The sequence below is a fragment of the Flintibacter sp. P01028 genome (assembly GCF_041925235.1).
In the GTDB taxonomy this organism is placed as follows: Bacteria; Bacillota; Clostridia; order Oscillospirales; family Oscillospiraceae; genus Lawsonibacter; species Lawsonibacter aceti.
In genome coordinates this window covers 124,486-146,680 of record NZ_JBHEVC010000002.1, presented here as the reverse complement: position 1 = coordinate 146,680, position 22,195 = coordinate 124,486, and the positions used below count along the sequence as shown (strand labels likewise).

The following is a 22,195-nucleotide window of genomic DNA, read 5'->3' as shown; positions in this document are numbered from 1 at the left end:
ATCAGGTCACTCTCCTTGATATGGATTATAGCTCAACGCCTGCCTCCCCGACTCAGACGATGTCCCAGCAAACCGATGAGCCTGGATAGGCCGATGTCGTAACAGATAAATACCAGGTTTCCCCCAGCAAAAAAGATAGCGATTCCCTCCTCCAGCCACTGGGGCGGGTCAGGGAGAAGCAATCCCTGAAATAAAAACCAGCACAGGATCAAAGCAGCATTAAAGAAAATCAGCTTCAGGAGCCACTCTACCGCTCCACGGCGCAATCCCTCGATGCGGCTCTTTACCACCGGATAGAGGCCCAGAAACACCAGATAGAGCAGAGGTATCCCCTTATTTGGCAGCAGGACCAGTCCCAGCAAGGAACCTGCTGCCCAGCACATATAGCCAGCCGCGCGGCCAGCATACAATGTCGCAGTCACTGGAAACAGGCCAGCCACAGCTGTAAGACCCAGCCAGCCCGAAGGTACGATACAGGCCAGCCATAAAATGACCAGGCTCCCCGCCCCCAGCATACCGCCCAGAGCAATTCTAACGCTCTGTTCACGATCCCGACGTGACATTTAGCAGTGTCCTCCCCCACACAGACAGTTCAGACACAGCATTGAGGTACAACAGTCCATCCCGTCTACTGTATTGGTATAGCCATAGGGGCGATAACCCACATTGCCACGTTGCATGATAGACAGAGCCTGGCGGTATTCCATATTGTTGGGCTCCATCTGGACCGCCATGGAATAGTTCTGCATGGCCTCATCTAGCCATCCCTTGCGGTAGGCGATGCTGCCGGAGAGGAAATACCACTCCCCGTTTTTCTGGGGCACCTCCAATAAAAGGCGTTCCGCGGTCTGGAGATCACCGGCGTTAATCAGATTGCGGATCTGGGCAAAGGTGGGGTTTGCGGAGCCGCCATAAGACCTCTGCTGGCTATAACTCCCGGAGGACTGCTGATAGCCGCCACCACCGGCACGGCTCTTGGTGATGGCGTCATAGGCCTCGTTGATCTCCTTCATCTTCTCTTCCGCCAGATCTGCCAGAGGGTTGTTTTGATAGTTGTCGGGGTGGTATTTTCGTGCCAGCTCACGGTAAGCTTTCTTAATCTCCTCATCGCTGGCATTCTGGTCCACACCTAAGACGCTATACGGATCTCTCATCAGTTGTTACTCCAAATCTTTTGTTTTTTTATCTCTCGCCAGCTGCCATCAAAGACAGCCCGCTGCACCATAGGCAGCCCCAGGTACAGGATATTCTCTAAAATCGGGGTTCGGCAGCCAAACTCCCCTAATTGGAGAGCAGCGCCCATCAGCCCCAGGGAATGGTCTAAGGTACGCCTTAAGTTTTCATCATCCCCCTGGGGGCCAAATCGGGCTATCACCGGGTTATACCGCCCGGCTGCCCGGTCCTCCTCCATGTCGTCCCTCGCGTCCACCAAATAGATCCATCGCCCAAGCTGATAGAGCAGTTGGGATAACACCCGGTCCTGTTTTCCCTCTTTCGATGCCGCTCCCTGGAGCAGCCGGGCAAAGGTATCGGCCGACTGGTCCATCGAAGGACAACTCGCCTGCTCCAGCTGTTCCAATTCCACCAGGCTGTCCTGGACTTGCTGGTCAAAGGCAGGACAGCGAACCGCAGCCTTCTGGTAAGATGGACGCAGCAGAAGGGAAAGTCCTCTCGCGGGCATGGCTTTCCAAAAGCCCTCGTCCTTGATCGAATCCCGCAGCTTCCACCATGCCAGGATGACACTCTCATCCGCCGCCAACTCCAGCGCCTCGCTGTCAGGACACATGGGCTTTTTGACCAGAGGATTGGCGTGGCACCGCCCCTGACAGGGAGTAAAACGCTCCTCCGGCTCCCACAGCAGAAGAGCCAGAAAGGTGAAATCAAAGTTCAGGAACATAGGGGCCAGCAACCCATAGCGCCGGCGCAAGCAGCGGCACAAGCCGCAGTAGGTTGCCCGGTACAGGTCAAACTCCCTGCATTTCATCTCCGGGCGGCAGGGCCTTACATATCCAAACACTGCACGTTTCCGTCTTTAATGGAGCAGCTTCAAAACAGCAAATTCAGGGGCCTTGCTGCGGAGGATTGCCCGGTTAATCAGCCACGCGGGAACAAAGCCGAGTACCAGTCCCAGCAACGCGGTCCCCAGAGCGGCAATATCGCCCAGATGCAGAAGGGATTGGCCCAGCATATAACCCGCACCTAACCCAACGCAGGGCAGCAGGAACACCACCACGGAGGTGCTGATGTTGTGCCCAGACGTGGGTTCAACCTCCACCACATCGCCGGGCTTGGTCCCAATGGGATCGCTGGCCAACGCCAGGATCTCCTGCGTGGGTTTTTGGGTACAGCCAGCACAGGCTCCATCGCAGTGAAGTCCGCACTCCATCTGCCGCAGGAGGGAGACCTGGACCACTCCCTCACCTATCCGCTGTTTTACGATTGCGTTCTGAACCATGGTATTTTGCCTCCAAATTAGCTCCGACTCACATTGACTACAATGGAATAATCCCCGATGACCCCTACGCTCCCGCCGGCGTCCAGATAGACTCGGGCGGTGACCGGGATCAGCCCAGTGGTGGTCACCTCCGACACGTCCGCTACGATCCGGATCTGGCTGGCATCGATCTTTTCCAGATCCTCCGTTCTACCCCGGATAGTCACTGTACGGTTTTGCGTGACCGCCTCGGCCGTATATCCATCCGGCGGCTGGCTTACCGTAATGTTGCCCACCTCGAAGGTAGCAGTTGACAAGCCATCTACCTTAACAGTCACTTTAGCAGAGGTAATCCCACTGACATTCTCTAATCCAGGGTCCAGTGTGATGGGGAAGGTATACTCTTTCGTCCCCACGACCTTGGATAGATCGACACTGCCCAGAGATATCTCCTCCAGACCCTCTATATCTGTTTCAGGTCCGGTCACGGTAATGATATCCGGCTCGATCTCGATAACCGCGTCATCCGCTGTGGCTCCGCCGCCAGGAATCACATTGACCGTCAGACCCACATCCTTCTGCACCACCACAGGAACCACCACATAGGCGGAGTCCGCGCTGAGGGTGACATCCAGATCAGTCAGCGGATTCCCTTCCCGGTCCAGCAGGGTGAGAGGAAGATCTCCGGCAAAGCGCTCGTCCAAATTTTCATCCTCAAGGATGGCAACCACCTTGGCGACCTGGCTGACCTGCTCTACCGAGCCGCTGACGGTCACACTTTCCGGACTCACAGCCGCGGTGCCCATCTGATAGTTCTCCGCCACCTGCCCTTTCAGTTGAAACTCTACGTCAAAAGAGCTTGTATAGAGTTTATCCACTGTTACGATAATGGTCGCCGGGTCCTGCTCCTGCAAGGTCACATCAGACACATTGACATTGGCGGGATAGCTGGGCTTGTAGCTTAACTCATTCTCCCCCTCCACACAGCGGGAAACATCCAGAGGGATATAGAGATTTGAACGGTTCTTCAGCAGGTTGGCCGCCACGCTGGTGGGCGCCTCAATCCGTAAGTTCACAGTTTCAGTGGACAGACCAGCCACGGTCAGCCCCTGGCTGGTCAATACATTGGTCCCAGTCAGCTCTACCCGCACATTATGGATGGTATAAGGCTGAGTGGGGTCCACCTCCGCCCGCACATAAAACCAAAAAAGCACTGCCAGCAGGACGGACAGCAGGACATATACCCATTTGCTCTCTCTCAGTCGTCCCATCATGAGCGGTCACCCTCTTTCCTGTTTCCGCCAAAGAGCTGGCTCAACAGAGGGAACTGGCTGCTCTTCTCCTCCTCCTTGCTCTCGCTCAACAGCTCGTTCCGCAGCAGCCGCTCTAAGGTCTCCGGTGCCAGATGCCGCTTGAGCATGCCTCCCACGGCCGCGGAGATGGAGCCCGTTTCCTCCGACACGATAACTACCACCGCATCCGAATGCTCGCTCATCCCGATCCCTGCCCGGTGGCGCATCCCCAGGTCGCGGCTCAGGTTCACATTGCCGGACAGGGGCAGCATACAGCCAGCGCCCACGATACGGCCCTCCCGAACAATGACAGCACCGTCATGCAGAGGCGCTTTATTCCAAAAGATGTTCTTCAGCAGTTCGCTGGATACACCGCAGTCCAGAGCCGTCCCTGTCTTAATGACATCGTCCAGAAGATTCTTGCGCTCAAAGACCATCAGAGCCCCAACCTTATCTCTGGAAAGGTCGGCATATGCCTCGGTCGTCTGGGTAATAGCGGTTTCGATCTCCATAGGCGTGGCCCTGCTGCTGGAAAAATTCAGTCCCAGGCGGCTGCTCCCCATCCGCTCCAAAAAGCGGCGTATCTCGGGCTGGAAAAGGACAACTAGGACCAGAACGCCCCACTCTACTACCTTGTTCAGCATGAAACTGGTGGCCGTCAGTGGGAGCTCCGAGGAGATCCACATGGCTACCAGCAGGATCAGGATTCCTCGTAAGACCCGTCCGGAGCTGCTTTTCCGGAGCATCCAGAGCAGTTTGTATATGATCAGAGAGAGGATGGCAATATCCAGCAGATCAAAAAGACGTATGGTGCTGATAATCGGAAGCTCATTTTGGAGCAGACTCGTGATATCCTGAAACACATGGATCACCTCTCTCAACGGCTGTCTTCGCATACCCGGCCGCAATTTTCCTATTTTGTTATTATACGATATTCCCGCCCGGTTGGCAACACGAAAGGGGGCGTTCCCGGAGAAAAATTCATGAATTTTCTTTTAATTTTCTTTGTTACTTTTTTACCCGTTTTTCCGGCGAAAAAAACGCTTCAAAACGGAGCTCATTCGCCTGAGTCCCACTTCAAAGCGTTTTTTTCATGATTCAACGTCTGACCATATCTCCAATTGCCCGCAGAAAGCGGTCAATTTCCATCTCGGTGTTAAAGGCAGATACACTGGCACGGACGGTTCCTGTTTCCAGAGTGCCAGCGGTGCGGTGTGCCTCCGGGGCACAGTGCAGGCCGGCTCTGAGCGCAAATCCTCGGTCCCCCAGTGCCTCACCTACGTCCTCACAGTCCCTTCCCTTAATTCGAAAGGAGAGCACACCGGACTGCGCCTTGGGCATAGACGCCTGGAACACCTCCACACCCGGCAATCTGGACAGCCCGTTACCCATCCGCTGGATCAGCCGGCTCTCATGTCCCGCAATCCACCGTATGTCCCGGCGGCGCAAAAAACGCAGGCCCTCCAGCAGGCCGGCCACACCGGCAATGTTGTGGGTCCCCGCCTCCAGGCGGTCAGGCAGGAACTGGGGCATGGACTGCTTCAAGGATTCACTTCCTGTCCCGCCCTCTAGAATCGGAGTCGGGTCACGGTTGCAGAGCAGCAGGCCGGTGCCCTGTGGGCCGTAGAGCCCCTTATGGCCCGGCATCGCTACAAAGGCGGCGCCCAGTTCCTGGATATCCAGCGGCAGGACGCCTGCGGACTGTGAGGCGTCAACAATCAGAGGCACTTCCCGCTGCCGGCACAGCTCCGCGATCTCCTGGATTGGGAGGATAAAACCGAATACATTGGATACATGGGTACATATAGCCGCGTCCGCCCCCTGGTCCAGACACTGGCGGAAGGAGTCTATCATTCCCTGCCTGTCAAAGAGAGGCGATCGGGCCACCAAAATTTCCACCTCCGGAATCGCGTGGAGCGGCCGGGTGACCGCGTTGTGCTCATAGCCGGAAATCACCACTCTGTCCCCAGGATGGACCAGGGTTTTTATGGCGATATTGAGTCCATGGGTAGCGTTAAACGTAAAAACCACCTGATCGACGCTGGTCACATGAAAGAGGGCAGCCGCCTCCTCCCGACAGGCGAAGGCAGTATCGGCGGCAGCCATAGCCGGCCGATGTCCTCCCCGTCCAGGGCTGGCCAAGTGGTCAATGGCGTGTGCGGTGGCGCGAGCCACAGAGGGCGGCTTCTGTAGGGTGGTGGCCGCGCTGTCCAGATAGATCACAGCTCCACCTCCTGATAGCTGCCATCCCCGGCGGTGATATAGATACGCTTTGGCTCAAGATTCGTCCGCTGGAGGACCCGGAGGGCGTCAGGCAGACTGCGTTGGGATATCTTGACCGAGTGGCTGCACCCCTCCCCCGCCACGCTCTTTGGCGAGCGGAGAATCCGCGCCGTGATGCCCGCCCGCTCCAGGGCGGCGGCTGTCCGCTGTGCGTAGGTCAGAGAGCGGCATACAATGAGATAATAGAGCATGACTTGGTTCCTTTCTCGGGACAGTCTGTCGGCCGCCCCTCGGAAATAGCTGGGAGGGGAGCCTGCGTTCCCCTCTCATCTCCATTGTATGCTCTTTTTCAGGCGGTGACACCGCAGACTTGCTTTCTCTTTACAATGGTCAAACAGCCCATATCTCCATTTTCGCCATACGCCAGGCGAAAATGGCCCCCCTGATACTTGCCGGAGTCGAACTATTTGCAGCGTTCGTGCTTGCCGTTCAATCTTTCCAAATCAGCACTACTGCGTGCGCCGCCATCCCCTCACCGGAGCCAGTAAAGCCGAGGCCTTCTTCCGTGGTAGCCTTTAGATTGACCTGCTCCGGGGACACTCCCATAGCTCTGGCCAGCCGCTCCCGCATCTGCGGAATATGGGGCGCCAGCTTAGGCCGTTGAGCCAGGATGGTGGCGTCGATATTCCCCACCTTCCAACCCCGGTGGTCCAGCAGGGCGATCACTCTCTCCAGCAGTTTTATGCTGTCCGCCCCGGCGTAGGCGGAGTCTGTATCGGGAAAATGTGTGCCGATGTCCCCAAGGCCTGCCGCTCCCAGAAGCGCGTCCATCACCGCATGGGTCAGTACGTCCGCGTCTGAGTGGCCCAGCAATCCCTTTTCCCAGGATATCTCTACCCCGCCCAGGATGAGCCTGCGCCCCTCTACCAGCCGGTGGACATCGTATCCGTGCCCGACCCGCATCTTCATAGCTCTCCCCTCACTCTCGCTTCCAGGATAGCCTCCCCCAATATTAGGTCAAAGGGGGTGGTGATCTTAATATTTTCCTTGCTTCCAGCGGTCAGGGACACCTTCATCCCCAGCCGCTCTACCGCCCCACATTCGTCTGTCAGGCTTTCCCCGTCAACCGCCGCCTTCTCCACCGCGGCCCGGATCAGCCCGGCTTCAAAGACTTGGGGCGTCTGAACCGTCCAAAGCTCTGAGCGGTCTACGGTTTCCTCTATCAGTCCCTCTCTAGCTCTCTTTACTGTATCTGTGACCGGTATAGCGGGGGCGGCTGCTCCCGTTTCCGCCGCCCGCTCCACCACCTCCTCCAGCACCTGCTGGGGGGCCAGTGGGCGGGCGCCGTCGTGGATTGCGATAAGGTCCGCATCCGGACGCACCTCCCTGAGCCCAGCCAGCACGGAGTCGGTCCTCTCTCTGCCCCCTACCACCACTTTGGACACTTTATCCAGTTGGAAGTCTTTGCAGATCCGGCTGACTTCAACCAGCAGGTCCTCTCTCGTGACCACCACGATCTCATCAAACCGGGGGCAGTCCTGAAAGGAATAGATCGTGTGCACCAGGACGGGCAGTTCCCCCAAAGGAGCCAATACCTTGTCTATCCCCTCCATCCTACGGGCGGAGCCCGCCGCCACAATCACAGCGGAACAAATCGGGGGAGGGGCCTTTTTCTTCGCTAATTTTCGCAATACTTCCAGCATCTTAGGGACCTCCTACACAAAAAAGGAGCCGGTGGGCTCCTTTTCAGGTCAGCTTTTATCAATCACTATGTCTGGGCAGGACAAACTATGCCAGCGCCGTATCCAACTGCTCCTCCACTGTCTCGTAGCTTAGACTCTTGGAGAGCACGATCTCGGAGATCAGCATCTGCCGAGCCGAGTGAAGCATTTTCCGCTCCCCAGTGGACAGCCCCCTCGAGTGGTCCCTGGCCGTGAGCCCCTTGATGACCCAAGCGACCTGAAAGAGATCACCGCTTTTCAGGCGCTCCATATTCTCTCGGTAACGGCGGTTCCAATTTGAGGTCATCTCCGCCTGGATGGAAGGAATCGCCGCCATAACCTGATCGGCCTGATTCGCGTCCACTACTGGTCGGACGCCGATATCCTCGCTATGTTCTGTGGGGATCATAACCACCATGGACCGATTGGGGAGCTTCATCATGTAATAATCTCGCTCTACACCGTCAATTTTTCTCTGGACGATACTCTCTAAAACGCCTGCTCCGTACATTGGGTGGACGACTTTATCCCCAATCTGGTACAACTTTTACACCTCCATACCGATCATGACCCCGTCCTTGCCTCTATTTTCACACTAATTATAGCAATTTAAACGGCTTTACGCAAGCAAAACCCCTAATGATTTTAAAATTTTGTCATTTTTTACATCATATAGGAAACGGCCCTTGGTCAAAAAGACCAGGGCCGTTTTTAAATCAAAATTACTCCTCGGTTTCGGCAGGAGCTTCCTCGGCGCTATCTTCCTCCACAGCGGGCTCCAGCAGGGCACGGATGGAGAGGGAGATCTTCTTGTTCTCCATGTCCACATCGGTGATCTTCACGTCCACCTTATCGCCCTCAGCCAGTACGTCGCCGGGCTTCTCGATGCGGTGGTCTGCGATCTGGGAGATGTGGATCAGTCCGTCCACACCGGGAACTACCTCGGCAAAGGCACCGAAGGTCATCAGCTTGACGATGCGCACATTAGCGGTGTCCCCCACCTGGTAGGTAGAAGTAAATACGGTCCAGGGATCCTGGCTGTGGTCCTTCATGCCCAAGGAAATCTTCTTCTTCTCCTTGTCGGCGGAGATGACGTACACCTCTACGGTATCGCCCACCTTTACTACCTCAGAGGGGTGCTTAATGCGGCTCCAAGACAGCTCGGAGATGTGGACCATGCCGTCCACGCCGCCAATATCTACAAAGGCGCCGTAGGAAGTCAGGGACTTCACCGTGCCGGTATAGCGCTTGCCGTCCTCGATCTCGGCCCACACCTTCTCCGCGGCGGCAGCCCGCTCGGCGCGCTGCACCTTGCTGATGGAGCCCACTACACGGCGGCGGGCCCGGTTGACCTCTGTAATGACCAGACGGACCTTGTGCTTCAGCAGTTCAGCCATGGGAGTCTCCCGCGGCAGGCCCGTCTGGGAGGCGGGCACAAAGACGCGGATGCCCTTGACGGAAACAACCACACCGCCCTTGTTGTCCTCAGTCACAAAGCCCTCAACCACTGTCTCGTTCTCGCTGGCGGCCTCGATCTCCTCCCAGCCCTTGACCATATCCAGGCGCTTCTTGGACAGCTTGACCTGGCAGTCCCGGTCGCTGACCTGCATCACATAGGCTTCGATTTCGTCGCCTACCTTCACCAGGTCCTCAGGCTTGACGGTGGGGTCGTCGCTCAACTCAGCCAAGGGGATATAGCCGGGATACTTAAAGCCCAAGTCGACTTGGATCTCAGTGGGGGTAATAGAATCCACTATGCCCGTGACCTTATCTCCATTATTTATAGGCTTGATCGACTCCTCCAGCATCTCCGCAAAGGATTGCTCGATCTCCATGATTTCTTCGCTCATTTTGTCATAGACCTCCTTTATTATCCACGCGGGCGTGGACGCGCCCGCCGTGATGCCGACCATATCCGCCTGGGGCAGCCCGGTAAAATCCAGCTCCTCCGCGCTCTCAATCAGCTGAACGCGGGGACAAACCTCCCGGCAAAGCTCCGCAAGCCGCTTCGTATTGGAGCTTTGACTGTCGCCTATGACCACCATCATGCTGCATTTTTCAGCCAGCTGACGGGCCTCTTCCTGGCGTTTGGACGTCGCTCCACATATTGTATCAAAAAATTCTGCGTTTGTACACTCTTTTTTTGCTTTTTTCACGCAGTCGTCCCAAATTTTCCTGGTAGATGTGGTTTGCGATACCAAAGTGATAGGCAGGTTTCGCCGGTCCGGAGCCTCTAACAGCCATTTTTCCAATGCCTCTGCCCCCGATACCACAACTGGTTCCCGACACCAGCCAGCGATAGCCGTCACTTCCGGATGGTCAGGAGTCCCTACGATTACGGGCCTTCTCCCTTGCTCCTCCGCCTGGCGCACGATCTCATGGATTCGGGTCACATTGGGGCAGGTGGCATCCAAGATCTGGGCGCCCCGACTCTCCAGCGTTTTGTAAACCGCGCGGCTCTCGCCGTGGGAGCGGATAATGACCGATGCGCCATCCGGCACCTCCTCCGGTGTTTTCACCGAACGAAGGCCCTGCTCCGCCAACCGGCCGATCACCGCCTGGTTATGGATAATGGAGCCCAGCATAACGCAGGGCGTGCCCTGTGCGGCAGCCTGCTCCGCAAGCTCCACGGCCCGCCGTACACCATAGCAGAAGCCAGCACTCCTGGCCAATTCCAGCTTCATCCGATCCCCTCCCCCAGGGCCTGCACCCGGTTCATCACTTCCTGGGCAATTGACTGGAGCTCCTCCGCCGTAGGTTTACGGCCCTCATACTTGGGATAATAGGGCTGTCCGATGACCACAGTATTCGGTCGGAACAGCCGCTTCTTCCGCTGTATGTACACCGGCAGCAGGGGGACACCGGCTCGGGTTGCGAAGAGGGCGGCACCCGTCTTGACCGACACGTTTTCCCCTTCGTGAACTCTGGTCCCTTCCGGGAACATCAGCAGCTTATCCCCGTCCTTTAAGAATTTCAAGGCTGTCTTCACTGCCTTCATATCATTGTTTCCCCGGTCCACCCCAAAGACGCCGGCCTTGGACAATATCCAGCCGACAAATGGGACACGCATGATCTGTATCTTGGCCATGGCCCGCATGGGACATTTATGTCCAAAAGCAAAGACGACATAAAAAGGGTCCCCCGCGGTGGTATGATTGGGACAGATGACTGCCGGGCCCTCCGGAATATTCTCCCGTCCAACCGCCCGGATTGGGCGGAAGAGGTTAAAGAAGGGCCAGATGACAGCGTATAAAAAGGAAAAGTATCTGTCTAGGCTTTTGCGCTGGAGCTCATTCTTTTCCTGGGGTTCTTTCACCGATTCTTCGCTCACAGATGAATCTTCTCCTTTATCAAGGAAAGCATGGCCGCCAAACTCTCCTCTAAATTCAGCCGGGTGGTGTCCAGAAGGACTGCGTCCTCCGCCTGGCGCAGCGGTGCAATCGGGCGATTCCGGTCCTGTTCATCCCGCTGGACAATATCTCGCAGGACAGTTTCAAAATCAGTCTTTTGCCCCCGCCCTTCCAGCTCCAAGAGACGGCGGCGGGCACGGGACTCCGGTGCCGCAGTGAGAAATATTTTCACATCTGCCTGAGGCAGCACGACGGTTCCGATATCCCGGCCGTCCATGACCACATTGTGCTCACGAGCCTGAGTGCGCTGAAATTCCAACAGGAAGTCCCGCACTGCCGGGATAGCGGATACCTTAGAAGCCAGTCCGGAGATCTGATGTTCCCGGATCGCTTTGGACACATCCTCGCCCTCCAGAAACATCTGCTGCTCCCCGTCTGGGCCATAGTCCATAGAAATATCCAGCCCCTTCAGCAGAGGGATCACCTGGCTCTCTTCAGACGGATCCGCACCCGCCCGGAGGACCTTCAGGGCCACCGTGCGGTAGATGGCCCCGGTATCTACATATAAAAAGCCCAGCTCCCTGGCCGTCTTTCGGGCCAGGGTGCTCTTACCGGCCCCGGCGGGGCCGTCGATAGCAATGCTGACACACTTCATACAACCGCTCCAAACACTTTTTGGTTTCCATAGAACAAATTAAAAAAGTTCTTGAACTTCCTTTTAATTCGGGATACTATACCTAAATCACCGTAATCTTATTGCAATATGGAGGTCCTATGATACAGGAGAGATTTGAGAACATTACCCTGGCATATCAAAGGAGCATCGGCCCATACGGCCAGCACAACAGGCATTTTATGGAGAACTTTAAGCAAACCTTAGACCGGGAGCAGCTATTGGACGACCAGTCTGTCATTTTTGGCATCGCCCTGGACGATCCCGCCCGTGTGGCGGCAGAAAAGCTCCGATATGATCTGGGTCTGGTCCTCCGCCGGGGACAGTCCACCAGTCTGGAAACAAGGACCTTGGAGGACGGCCTCTATGCCGTCTTTGAAGTGCCCCACACAGAGGCCGACATTCTCTCCTTCTGGAAAGACCTGCCTGTCCTGACCCAGGGCCTGCCGGCCGACTGGAGGCGCCCCATCATCGAGCGGTACGCCGCCCCCATGATCGCCCGGCACCTGTGCGAGATGTGCGTCCCCCTTATCCGGCCCCTATAAACTCCACTGCCCCTTCCCCCGCCGCCCGGCCGGTAGCCCATGCGATCTGGAGGTTGAAGCCGCCGGTATAGGCGTCCACATCCAGCAGTTCCCCAGCAAAAAACAGGCCAGGCACCTTTTTGGACTGCATGGTCTTTGGGTCTACTTCGCCCACCTTGATACCGCCGGAGGTGATGATGGCCTCCTCAATAGGCCGTGGTCCGGACACGGGTACTGTAAAATGTTTCAGCGCTTCCAACAGGCGGCGGCGCTCCTCACGGGTCACATTGTGGGCCTTTTTGTCCCCTGGGATGCCGGCACGCGCCAGCAGGACAGGGATCATCGCCTTTGGGACCAGGCTGCCTAATAAATTGCCCATATCTCTGTTGGCGTTTTCCCCCAGCTCCCGCAGCAGGCGGGCATCCAAAACGGACTCGTCCAGTGCTGGCTTTAAGTCGATGGAGCAGACATACTTAACTCTCTCAAAATCCCGCATATGAGCACTGGCTGACAGCACCAGCGGACCGGACAGGCCAAAGTGGGTGAACAAAAGCTCACCCTGCTCACGGTATACTATCTTACCCTTTTGTCCCCGGACCGTCAACTGAACATTTTTTAGAGTCAGTCCCTGCATCTGCCCACAGCAGGAGTCTGGGGACACCAGCGGAACCAGCGAGGGACACGGCTCCACAATGGTGTGGCCCAATGCCTCCGCCATCCGATACCCGTCCCCAGTGGAGCCAGTGGCGGGATAGGAAACGCCTCCCGTAGCAAGGATGACCGCTTTACAGCCAAATCCAGTCCTGCCCTTATCTTTTCTCACTTCCACGGCGCGCACCGCGCCATCCTGAATACAGATTTCAGAAGCCCGCTCATGAATCACCGGAACCTTCAGCCGTTTTAACTCCTGGAATAAGGCGTCGATGATATCCGAAGCCCTATCCGACCGCGGGAATACCCGATTCCCACGCTCCACCTTCAGCTCCACGCCCAGTCCGGTAAAAAATTCCTCTACATTGGCGGGTGTGGTGCGGCTTATAGAGCTGTATAGAAAACGTCCATTCCTGGTCGTGGCGGCTAGTGCCTCCTCCGGCGTACAGTGATTGGTCACATTACACCGGCCCTTGCCAGTGATATACAGTTTCCGGCCCACTTTGGGGTTGCGCTCCAACAGGCAGACCTCTGCCCCCAGACGGGCGGCGGTGATGGCCGCCATCATACCCGCGGCCCCACCGCCCACCACAATCAGATCATAATGGGTACCGCTCACTCCTGCACCTTCTCATAGACGCCGTACTCCTCCCAGATTTTCTCCAGGTCCTCAAAGGTATTGGCCAGGTCGTCATTTTTCTTCCGGCTCACCGCCACCAGCAGGGCGTTAATCAGTGAGAGGGGCGCCACCAGAGAATCGACAAAGGAGGCCATATCACTACGCGCCTTCAGTGTGTAGGTGGAGATGGGCGACAGGGGGGATACCTCGCTGTCTGTAATGGCGATGGTAGTTGCCCCCCGGCTCCGTGCAAAGTTCATCGCCTGAACCGTGCGGCTGGAATACCGGGGAAAGCTGACGCCGATAACCACATCCCCCTCCCCCACTCGTAGGAGGCTCTCAAAGACCTCGCTGGCTGTAGTGGCGGATACCTTGACTACATTATCGAAAATCAAATTGAAATAGAAGGACATGAAGGTTGCCATGGCCGCGCAGGACCGGACACCGATGATGTAGAGCTTCCGGGCAGACACGATGGCGTCAACAGCCTTCTCAAAGCTGTCCCTGTCCAGCTCCTCCAGGGTAAGACGTATCTTCTCGATGTCAGATTGCAGAACCATAGACAGCAGATCCTGGTCGCCCAGCCGATCATTGGTCACCTCAATCCGCTGAACGGATGTCAGCCGGTTACGGATCATCTTTTGCAGCGACCGCTGCATATCCGGGTATCCATCATAGCCCAACTCAGCAGCAAACCGGACCACGGTAGACTCACTCACATTCACCTTCTTGCCCAGCTTGCTGGCTGTCATAAAGGCAGCCTTATCATAGGACTCCAGGATAAAGCTAGCGATCCGCTTCTGTCCCTTGGAAAAGGTATGCATATTCTCCTGTATCAGGGCCAAAATGTCACGATTCATATGGTTCTCATCTCCCGTTTATATAGAAACCCCTCTGATACTATACGTCAGTCAAAGCGTACACGCCTTTCATGGATTATCATACCCGTTTTCCTGCAAAAATGCAAGCGCTTTTTGCAAGAAATTCATTTTTTCTTGCAAAAAGCGCCGAGCAGCTTGTTCAATTATCTGTAGTTTCTTCTCCCGTCAGCAGGAGCACCTCCTGCTCCGTCAGCCTACGCCATGTTCCGGGGGCCAGTGTCCTGTCCAGGTGCAGCGCCCCCTCCCGAATCCGCTTCAGCCGCAGCACATTGAGTCCTGCCTGGGCACACATCCGGCGCACCTGCCGGTTTTTCCCCTGGTGGATGACGACAGACATCTGGGACACCCCTCCGCTGGTCCGCCCCCGCCGAACTTGGGCGGGAGCCAGCTTCTCCCCGTCCAACACCATTGGGCCGGACAGAATGGGCAGGGCTTTCTCTACATTTCCAGTCACCCAGACCAGATATTCTTTTTCCACCTCGTGGCTGGGATGGAGGAGCCTGTGGGTGATCTCCCCGTTATCGGTCAGAAGGAGCAGCCCTTCCGAATCCAGGTCTAGCCGGCCGATGGGCCACACTCGTGCGCCGCAACCGGACACCAGATCCGCCACGGTCTTTCTCCCCTGCTCGTCAGAGAGGGTAGACACATAGCCGCGGGGCTTATTGAGCATCAGGTAGGTCCGTGCTCCCCCGGGGCGCAGCCTTTTGCCATCCACCAGCACCTGATCCCGGTCCAGGTCCGCTCGATCCCCCAGATGGGCTTTCTCTCCATTCACTGTGACCCGTCCAGAGGAAATCCACTCCTCCGCCGTTCTCCGGGAAGCCAGTCCGCAGGAGGATATCAGCTTTTGCAGTCGTTCTTCCATGGTCCGCCTTTCTCTTTCTCTATCTCTCCGAAAGCTGGGCCAACCGGTCCGACAGCCTGTCCCACAGCCCGCGGACCGATACGCTGTCCCGCGGGATATCGGCGCCGGCTACCAGGGGGATATCCGCCACTTCTTCCCCCTTCAAGCGGAACACCACCCTGCCCAAAGGGGCCCCCCTCTCCACCGGAGCGGTCAGAAGTTCCTGGTCCAGCAGAATATCATACTGGAGCTTCTCCCCCTCTGCCAAGGCCACAGAACAATCCTCGGCCGCTGATATGGGACACACTGGGATCAGACTGTCCGCCACCGGGAGCTGACAGACCTGTTCCCCCGCACGTGTCAGTTCCTTCGCACGATAGTGGGAGAAACCCCAGTCAAAGAGACGGGTGTGGTCCGCCCAGTCGTTGGGGTCACTGAGAGTGACGCAGATCAGCGCAGTCCCTTCCCTTCTGGCCGCTGACACCAATGTGCGCCCTGCCTTCTCGGTATATCCTGTCTTCAGTCCAATACAGCCCTCATACTGCCACAACAGCTTATTGTGGTTAGTAAATGTTCTGGTCCCTATGGTGATGGATTTGGTGGACACTATCTGCGCCAAGGTATCATTCTTCAGGCAGGCTTGGGCCAGCAGCGCCATATCATAGGCAGAGGAGTAATGCCCCTCCGCGTTGAGCCCATTGGGATTGGCGAAATGGGTATCTGCCATCCCCAGCTCCTGAGCCTTCTGATTCATCCGGTCCACAAACCGCTCCACCGTACCGCCGCAGTATCCGGCTACCGCCAGAGCGGCATCGTTTCCAGAGCGTAGGAGCATCCCGTAGAGCAGCGCCTCCAGACTTACCCGCTCCCCCGCCCGCAGGTAGATGGAGGAGCCCTCAGCCCCGGCCCACTCCCCGGAGATGGTCACTTCTTCTTCCAGCACATGGCCTGATTCCAGGGCCACCAGGGCGGTCATCAGCTTGGTGATGCTGGCGATAAGACGCGGCTCATGGGCGTTCTGCTCATATAGCACCCGCCCGCTCTCTCCATCCATCAGGACTACCGAGGCGGCGGAGGTACCAGGCGCTCCGGAGGCCGCCGCGGCCGCGGCAGGTGCAACAGCCGCTGTCAGCACCGCCAGACACAAACTCATGATCCGTTTCATATCAGTCACCTTCTTCAAAAACATAGGTGACCATAGTATGGCAGTCTAACTTTTTTCGTTGCCCGGAAATTTTTGCGAATTTGGCTTTATTCGGCAAAATCCGCCCGCTCCGCCTCCTGTGCCTTTTTTTCCTGCTGCTTTTCAATAAAGTCCGTTACCTTGTCCACTACCTCGGGCACCGCTTCAATGACCCGGTCCACCGTAGTGGCGGGAGGAGGAGCCACAGGCAGCAGCTTCACGGAGCCTCCCCGGAGGATCAGAAAGGCCACCGGCTCCAGTTTAGCACTGGCTCCGCTGCCCCCACCGAAGGCCGGATCGCTGGCTGGCTGCTTTTTGGTAGAAAACTCGGTCCCGCCGCCCGCTATCCCAAAGGACAGCCTAGACACGGGGATCAGGGTAACTCCATCTGCTTGAATAGGGGTGCCAATGATTGTGTTGGCGTCCGCCATGGCCCTCACGTGCTCCATGGTGACGCTCATCAGTTCACTTAGATGGTCCTTTTTTTCCATACCCTCAGGCCGCCTTTCTCACATTCTGCTCTTTTTGTTCCCCACGCGCCGCCATGACAGCCCGCAGAGCTTTTATCCCAAAATACACCGCCAGCCGGCATATCTGCCCCAGCTTCAGGGACAAGGAGGCCCTCCCCCGCAGACTGACGGCAGGAGCCTCCAGATCCAGCCTGACCCTAGCCCGGCCATCTACTACATGGAACCCCTCTACCAGGGGATACCACAGGGCGCCCAGGGCCCCGTTTGCCCATCCATAGGCCATTGCCGCGTCCGCAGGGTCCTGACCGCCTATGGTCAATTCCAGATCCAGGATATCTATTTTCAGCTTCTTCTGAAACTGTCCCGCCGCCTCCAGTGCGATGGGGAGCAGCCTTTTGGCATACTCCAGCCCCCCGCCCTTCACGCGGACAGGTTTTTCTTCTGTCAGGTCCGTTCCCATCTTTTTTCCCCGGACAGGCTTTTCCTTCTTTTTCCGCTTCCAAGGGAGCACTCTGATTCGGACAACCCCTGTTCGCAGCCAGAGGAACAGCCCCTCCTGCTGATAGGACACGACACAGCCCACCCGGACCTGTCCCAGCAGGAGCAGGGCCAGCAGGACGGCGGCCACCGTGAACAGGAGCTTCATGGCCCGTCCTCCGCCGGCAGCCCGGCCCCCTGCTCCTCCTCCGCCCTAAGCCTGGCTACCGCCGCCTCCAGCTCCAGGGTCATCTGACTCCCCTCCTGGGAGGAGTCGGGGAGCTCAGGCAGCTCCTCCAGGCTGGACAACCCAAAGGAACGCAGGAAGTTCTTGGTGGTCCGAAACAGGAGCGGCCGTCCGGGGACAGCCAGGCGGCCCGCCTCCTCAATCAGCTCCCGCTCCAGCAGCAGCCCCACCGTATAGGAGCTGTCTACCCCCCTCACCTGATCTACATAAGCACGGGTCACCGGCTGATAATAGGCGATAATCGCCAGTACCTCCAGGGCGGGCTGAGACAGGCGGGCCGGCTTGCGGCTCTCCAGCGTCTTTCTGATATAGAGGGCGAACTCCGGCGCGGAGCAAAGCTGATAGCTGGTATCCAGCTTGATCAGCCGTATTCCCCGCCGCTCATAGCTGTACTGGTCCATCAGCCGCTGGGCCACAGCGTCCAGGGTGGGCCTGTCCACCTCAAGCCCCAGGCACAGCCGCTCCACAGCCACCGGCTCTCCTGAGGCAAAGAGGACACCCTCCAGAGCGGATTCCAATTCCTTCAGTTCCACAGAGCTATCCTCCTCTTAGTAGCTGTCGGCGGTAAACTCCGCCGGCGTCTCCCCCTCCGCCTGGGTGCAGGTGACAGTACAGTCCGACTCGGTACCCGCCAACCTGACTCGGCGCGCTTTGCACAGTTCCAGCACTGCCAGGAAAGTAGCCACCACTTCGGAGCGGCTCCGGTTCCCCTTGAACAGGGCCCGAAAGCGGGTAACGCCGAACTGGAGCAACCGCCGGACGATCTCTCCCGCTTTGTCTGTCACGGGGTAGGGCTCCCGGCCCACGATGCCTTGGAAGGCGGAAACAGGAGGCGGGAGTTTGTTGTCTGTCCGGGACAATACAGCGGTCATAGCCTTCCAAATATCCTCCCTGTCATGGACATAGCGATAGGTCCTGTCCGGCTGGACCGGCTCCGGCACTTTGGTCAGATAGTCCCGCCCATAGTGGAACCTGGTATCCAGCACAGGGATGACTTCCTTGATTTTCAAAAAATTTTCATTTCTCTGATGGGCCTCTAGTGTAGCGATGAGCTGCTCCACCTCGCTGAGTGCCTCTTCATCGTGGATGGACAGGAGCATCCGAGTCTTGATATAGATCAGATGAGAGGCCATTGTGATAAACTCACTGGCCACCTCCAGGTCCAATTCCTTCCGCTTGTTCATCCATTCCAGATACTGGTCCAGGATCAGCGATATCTGAATGTCCTTGATCTCCATCTTATTCTTGCTCAAAAGATGGAGAATCAGGTCCAGCGGGCCCACGAAGTCCTCCATATTTTCTTCCTTGGCCTTCACCACCCCTTCCAGGTGGTAGATGGGTGCTTCCATGGGCTCACCTCTTTTGGGAAAATTGTGTCAGAATATTATACCAGCTATGGAGCCAAAACACAAGGCGTGAACAGCGGTTTCCCAATATAGAGAATAAAGTCTCTCCTGTACAAAGATCCCCGGTATGCCGCAGGGCATACCGGGGATCCTTCAGCTCACTCCGGCGCCGGACAGGATAGCCGACAGCAGTTCCTCCCTGCCGGTCCCCTTCTCAGCCGAAAAGGGGATAACGATGGTCTCCTCGTCCAGCTCCAGGGTTTCCCGGATCCTCTGGAGGTTGGGACCGATCTCGCTCTTTTTCAGCTTATCCAGTTTGTTGGCCACCACTACCATAGGCCGCCCCGTGTCACGGAACCATTGGGCCATGGTACAGTCATCGGCGGTGGGGTTATGCCGGGAGTCTACAATCATCACCCCCAGGGTCATCAGCTCCGGATGGGCGAAGTAGGACTCCATCAGCCGCGCCCACCGGTCTCGTTCACTCTTGGACACCCTGGCGTAGCCATATCCTGGCAGGTCCACCAGGTAGAAGCCCCCATCAATCAAAAAGTAATTAATGTGGATGGTCTTGCCCGGGGCGGCACCCACCCGTGCAAAATTCTTTCGGCCCAACAGCCGGTTGATGACCGAGGACTTACCCACATTAGAACGGCCGGCGAAGGCCACCTGAGGCAGCCCGTCGGTCCGGAAGTCCCTTGCGGAAGCGGCGGACAGGATAAATTCCGCCTTTTGCAGGTTGACAGGCATCCTATCCCCTCCTCACTGGCGCAGCCGGGGACCAGGGGCTCTCTTTGCAGTCCCCAGGACTGGAGCGGACGGCTCCCTCTGCTCCTCCGCGGAGGGCAGCGGGTGTGAGAGGGCTGCCGACAACACCTGGTCTGCCCGCTCTACCAGGATAAACTGGAGAGCCTTCCGTACCGTCTGGTCGATCTCCTCTAAGTCCTTGCCGTTGTCCGCTGGCAGGATGACCGTTTTGATGCCGTTTCGGAAAGCGGCCATCGTTTTCTCCTTCAAACCTCCGATGGGCAGGACACGGCCGCGGAGGGTGACCTCTCCGGTCATGGCGATGCCACGGCGCACCGGGCAGCCAGTCAGGGCGGACACCATGGCGGTAGTGATGGCGATGCCGGCAGAGGGCCCGTCCTTGGGGACGGCTCCCTCCGGGAAGTGGACGTGGATATCCTTCTCCTTATAAAAATCGGCGGGGATCCCCAGCCGGTCTGACTGGCTGCGGATAAAGCTGAGTGCGGCGTAAGCGCTCTCCTTCATCACATCTCCCAGATTTCCGGTGAGCTCTACCTTTCCGGCCCCTGGGACCACATTCACCTCCACCTCCAGCAGCTCGCCGCCCACAGAGGTCCAGGCCAGGCCATTGACCACGCCTATCCGCTCTTCCAGGGCCTGCCGCTCGGGGTAATAGCGTGGGACCCCCAGATACTCCTTGAGATCTTTTTCTGTAATGCGAATCGACTTTACGCCATCTGAAACCACTCTCATCGCGGTTTTGCGGCAGATGGCAGCCAGCATTCGCTCCAGCACCCGAACTCCCGATTCCCGGGTATAGGCTGAGATGATCTCCCGCAGGGCGCTGTCGGATACCTTCAGCTGGCTCTTTTCCAGGCCGTGGCGCTTCATCTCCTTCGGAAGCAGATGCTTTTTCCCGATCTGAACCTTCTCCTCATCGGTGTAGCTTGACAGCTCGATGACCTCCATCCGATCCAGCAGAGGCCGGGGAATGGTATCCAGAGTATTCGCGGTGGTAATAAACAGGACTTGAGACAGGTCAAAGGGGACCTCCAGGAAGTTATCCCGGAAGGTGGCATTCTGTTCTCCGTCCAACACCTCCAGAAGTGCGGAGGAGGGGTCGCCCCGGTGGTCCCGGCCCAGCTTGTCGATCTCGTCCAACAGGATCAGCGGATTGCAGCTGCCCGCCTGCTGGATTGCGGTAATGATGCGGCCCGGCATGGCTCCCACATAGGTCTTGCGGTGCCCCCGAATCTCCGCCTCATCGCTGACGCCGCCCAGGGAGAGACGGGCCAGCTTCCGGTTCATAGCCTTTGCCATAGACATGGCGATGGAGGTCTTGCCCACTCCGGGCGGGCCCACCAGGCAGAGTACCTGTCCTTTCAACGCCGGGGCCAGCTGCTTGACTGCCACAAATTCCAGGATGCGCTCCTTCACCTTATCCAGGCCGTAGTGCTCCTGGTCCAGCACCCGGCGGACAGCCGGGACGCTGATCTTCTCCTTGGTGTATTTTCCCCAAGGCAGCTCCAAACATACGTCCAGATAGCTGCGCAGAACGGTGGCCTCCGAGGATCCGAAGGGCTGCTTGGTCAGCCGGTTCAACTCCTTGGTCAACTTCTCCCGCACCTCATCAGGCAGGGCGGCCTTGGCAATCCTCTGACGGTACTCCTCGAACTCGTCGGCCCCATCCCCCTCTCCAAGCTCGTTCTGGATGGCCTTCATCTGCTCCCTGAGGTAGTAATCCCGCTGCTGGTCGGACATCTGCTCTCTGGCTTTGCTCTGTATCTCGTTGTCCAGAGCCAGTATCTCCACCTCCCGGTCCAGCAGCCGATGCAGCTTCTCCAGGCGGCGCAGGGGCCGCCGCTCCTCCAGGATGGTTTGCTTGTCGCTGTTTCGCATGGGGATGTTTTGGGCGATATAGTCAGAGATATAGCCTGGGTCCTGGCTGGCCAATACATGGATCAGCAGGTCTGGAGATACCTTAGGGGCCAGCTCCGTATACCGCTGAAAGAGCTCGTAGGTGGAGCGCATTAGGGCTTCGGTCCGGGCGCTTGTTCCAGTCCGCTCCTCCTCTGGCAGTTCCAGTATCTCCCCCTCCAGATAGGGCTCGGTCCGCAGGAGGCGGAGCAGCTTGCCTCTGGCCTGCCCCTCTACCATAACCCGGACATTGTCTCCTGGCATACGGAGGATCTGGCGTACATTGGAGATGGTTCCTACCACGTACAGGTCGCGCTGGTCCGGCACCTCCACGGAGATATCCTTTTGGGCCACCAGAAACACAGGGCTGCCGGTCGTCATAGCAGTTTCCAAGGATTTGATGGAGATATCCCTGGCCACATCAAAATGGATCAGCACATTGGGGAAGATGGTCAGCCCCCGCAGAGCGATGACCGGCATAGTGCTGGTGTGGAGGATATCCTTCTGTGTGGTCGTCATGTGGTCACTTCCTCTCTGGTCGATATAGCGAAATGCCCCGGGGCCCGCCGATCCGGGGGCTCCGCGGGGCATTCAAG

25 protein-coding genes are annotated in these 22,195 nt (G+C 57.5%); 1 reads left to right on the top strand and 24 read right to left on the bottom strand.

The genetic code is table 11. The features are described from left to right. Positions 1-32: 32 nt before the first annotated feature. From ACEVJK_RS04930 to cmk, 14 genes are all read right to left on the bottom strand, one after another. The gene (locus tag ACEVJK_RS04930; protein ID WP_147572265.1) at positions 33-563 is read right to left on the bottom strand and encodes a hypothetical protein; all 531 of its coding nucleotides are present in this window, start codon (positions 561-563) and stop codon (positions 33-35) included. Further along, complete coding sequence (locus ACEVJK_RS04925) at positions 564-1,154, bottom strand: J domain-containing protein (RefSeq protein ID WP_186852517.1); 591 nt, start codon at positions 1,152-1,154, stop codon at positions 564-566. Next, the gene (locus tag ACEVJK_RS04920) at positions 1,154-2,017 is read right to left on the bottom strand and encodes a DUF5685 family protein (RefSeq protein WP_374740113.1); all 864 of its coding nucleotides are present in this window, start codon (positions 2,015-2,017) and stop codon (positions 1,154-1,156) included. Before ACEVJK_RS04920 ends, ACEVJK_RS04925 begins: the two co-directional genes overlap by 1 nt. A 15-nt stretch (positions 2,018-2,032) precedes the next feature. Next, the gene (locus tag ACEVJK_RS04915) at positions 2,033-2,455 is read right to left on the bottom strand and encodes a SoxR reducing system RseC family protein (RefSeq protein WP_147572262.1); all 423 of its coding nucleotides are present in this window, start codon (positions 2,453-2,455) and stop codon (positions 2,033-2,035) included. 17 nt (positions 2,456-2,472) lie between these two features. Next, a complete protein-coding gene (locus tag ACEVJK_RS04910) occupies positions 2,473-3,708 on the bottom strand; it encodes a YbbR-like domain-containing protein (protein WP_147572261.1) in 1,236 nt (411 codons plus the stop codon). Beyond that, positions 3,705-4,622, bottom strand: a complete 918-nt coding sequence (gene cdaA, locus ACEVJK_RS04905; protein ID WP_147572260.1) for a diadenylate cyclase CdaA — start codon at positions 4,620-4,622, stop codon at positions 3,705-3,707. The genes ACEVJK_RS04910 and cdaA overlap by 4 nt, the downstream gene beginning before the upstream one ends. A gap of 202 nt (positions 4,623-4,824) precedes the next feature. Next, positions 4,825-5,949 carry an aminotransferase class V-fold PLP-dependent enzyme gene (locus tag ACEVJK_RS04900; RefSeq protein ID WP_240287762.1) on the bottom strand — a complete coding sequence of 375 codons (1,125 nt, stop codon included), beginning with the start codon at positions 5,947-5,949 and terminating at the stop codon, positions 4,825-4,827. Beyond that, positions 5,946-6,200 (bottom strand): DUF3343 domain-containing protein, encoded by a 255-nt coding sequence (locus tag ACEVJK_RS04895; RefSeq protein WP_147572258.1) that lies wholly within the window; start codon positions 6,198-6,200, stop codon positions 5,946-5,948. The genes ACEVJK_RS04900 and ACEVJK_RS04895 overlap by 4 nt, the downstream gene beginning before the upstream one ends. A 238-nt stretch (positions 6,201-6,438) precedes the next feature. Continuing rightward, positions 6,439-6,912 carry a 2-C-methyl-D-erythritol 2,4-cyclodiphosphate synthase gene (gene ispF, locus ACEVJK_RS04890; protein ID WP_374740262.1) on the bottom strand — a complete coding sequence of 158 codons (474 nt, stop codon included), beginning with the start codon at positions 6,910-6,912 and terminating at the stop codon, positions 6,439-6,441. Positions 6,913-6,914: 2 nt separating this feature from the next. Next, positions 6,915-7,652: a 2-C-methyl-D-erythritol 4-phosphate cytidylyltransferase gene (gene ispD, locus ACEVJK_RS04885; protein WP_374740112.1), complete on the bottom strand. Its 738-nt coding sequence runs from the start codon at positions 7,650-7,652 to the stop codon at positions 6,915-6,917. Between the two features lie 85 nt (positions 7,653-7,737). Continuing rightward, complete coding sequence (locus ACEVJK_RS04880; protein ID WP_147572256.1) at positions 7,738-8,214, bottom strand: CarD family transcriptional regulator; 477 nt, start codon at positions 8,212-8,214, stop codon at positions 7,738-7,740. Positions 8,215-8,392: 178 nt separating this feature from the next. Then, positions 8,393-10,354, bottom strand: coding sequence for a bifunctional 4-hydroxy-3-methylbut-2-enyl diphosphate reductase/30S ribosomal protein S1 (locus ACEVJK_RS04875; protein ID WP_374740111.1), 1,962 nt, complete (start codon positions 10,352-10,354; stop codon positions 8,393-8,395). After that, entirely contained in the window at positions 10,351-11,001 is a 651-nt protein-coding gene (locus ACEVJK_RS04870) for a lysophospholipid acyltransferase family protein (RefSeq protein ID WP_374740110.1), read from the bottom strand. The genes ACEVJK_RS04875 and ACEVJK_RS04870 overlap by 4 nt, the downstream gene beginning before the upstream one ends. Continuing rightward, positions 10,998-11,675 (bottom strand): (d)CMP kinase, encoded by a 678-nt coding sequence (gene cmk, locus ACEVJK_RS04865; RefSeq protein WP_374740109.1) that lies wholly within the window; start codon positions 11,673-11,675, stop codon positions 10,998-11,000. Before cmk ends, ACEVJK_RS04870 begins: the two co-directional genes overlap by 4 nt. A 119-nt stretch (positions 11,676-11,794) precedes the next feature. On the opposite strand from cmk, the gene ACEVJK_RS04860 reads away from it, so the two are divergent. Further along, positions 11,795-12,238, top strand: coding sequence for a GyrI-like domain-containing protein (locus ACEVJK_RS04860; protein WP_340405684.1), 444 nt, complete (start codon positions 11,795-11,797; stop codon positions 12,236-12,238). Here ACEVJK_RS04860 and ACEVJK_RS04855 read toward each other — a convergent pair. The 10 genes from ACEVJK_RS04855 to lon all read right to left on the bottom strand — a co-directional run bounded on the left by ACEVJK_RS04855 (position 12,222) and on the right by lon (position 22,118). Then, the gene (locus tag ACEVJK_RS04855; protein ID WP_374740108.1) at positions 12,222-13,487 is read right to left on the bottom strand and encodes an NAD(P)/FAD-dependent oxidoreductase; all 1,266 of its coding nucleotides are present in this window, start codon (positions 13,485-13,487) and stop codon (positions 12,222-12,224) included. The two genes, ACEVJK_RS04860 and ACEVJK_RS04855, sit on opposite strands and share 17 nt — an antisense overlap. After that, complete coding sequence (locus tag ACEVJK_RS04850; protein ID WP_147572251.1) at positions 13,484-14,347, bottom strand: MurR/RpiR family transcriptional regulator; 864 nt, start codon at positions 14,345-14,347, stop codon at positions 13,484-13,486. The genes ACEVJK_RS04855 and ACEVJK_RS04850 overlap by 4 nt, the downstream gene beginning before the upstream one ends. A 160-nt stretch (positions 14,348-14,507) precedes the next feature. Beyond that, positions 14,508-15,233: a pseudouridine synthase gene (locus ACEVJK_RS04845; RefSeq protein ID WP_147572250.1), complete on the bottom strand. Its 726-nt coding sequence runs from the start codon at positions 15,231-15,233 to the stop codon at positions 14,508-14,510. Between the two features lie 19 nt (positions 15,234-15,252). Continuing rightward, the gene (locus ACEVJK_RS04840) at positions 15,253-16,377 is read right to left on the bottom strand and encodes a D-alanyl-D-alanine carboxypeptidase family protein (RefSeq protein WP_147572249.1); all 1,125 of its coding nucleotides are present in this window, start codon (positions 16,375-16,377) and stop codon (positions 15,253-15,255) included. Between the two features lie 86 nt (positions 16,378-16,463). Further along, entirely contained in the window at positions 16,464-16,886 is a 423-nt protein-coding gene (locus tag ACEVJK_RS04835; RefSeq protein WP_240287768.1) for a GerW family sporulation protein, read from the bottom strand. Positions 16,887-16,890: 4 nt separating this feature from the next. Then, the gene (locus ACEVJK_RS04830) at positions 16,891-17,511 is read right to left on the bottom strand and encodes a hypothetical protein (RefSeq protein ID WP_374740107.1); all 621 of its coding nucleotides are present in this window, start codon (positions 17,509-17,511) and stop codon (positions 16,891-16,893) included. Beyond that, entirely contained in the window at positions 17,508-18,122 is a 615-nt protein-coding gene (gene scpB, locus ACEVJK_RS04825) for an SMC-Scp complex subunit ScpB (protein ID WP_374740105.1), read from the bottom strand. The genes ACEVJK_RS04830 and scpB overlap by 4 nt, the downstream gene beginning before the upstream one ends. A gap of 15 nt (positions 18,123-18,137) precedes the next feature. After that, complete coding sequence (locus tag ACEVJK_RS04820; RefSeq protein ID WP_147572245.1) at positions 18,138-18,938, bottom strand: ScpA family protein; 801 nt, start codon at positions 18,936-18,938, stop codon at positions 18,138-18,140. 150 nt (positions 18,939-19,088) lie between these two features. Next, positions 19,089-19,685, bottom strand: coding sequence for a ribosome biogenesis GTP-binding protein YihA/YsxC (gene yihA, locus ACEVJK_RS04815; RefSeq protein ID WP_262669764.1), 597 nt, complete (start codon positions 19,683-19,685; stop codon positions 19,089-19,091). A 12-nt stretch (positions 19,686-19,697) separates the two neighbouring features. Next, entirely contained in the window at positions 19,698-22,118 is a 2,421-nt protein-coding gene (gene lon / locus ACEVJK_RS04810) for an endopeptidase La (RefSeq protein ID WP_374740104.1), read from the bottom strand. Positions 22,119-22,195 lie beyond the last annotated feature (77 nt).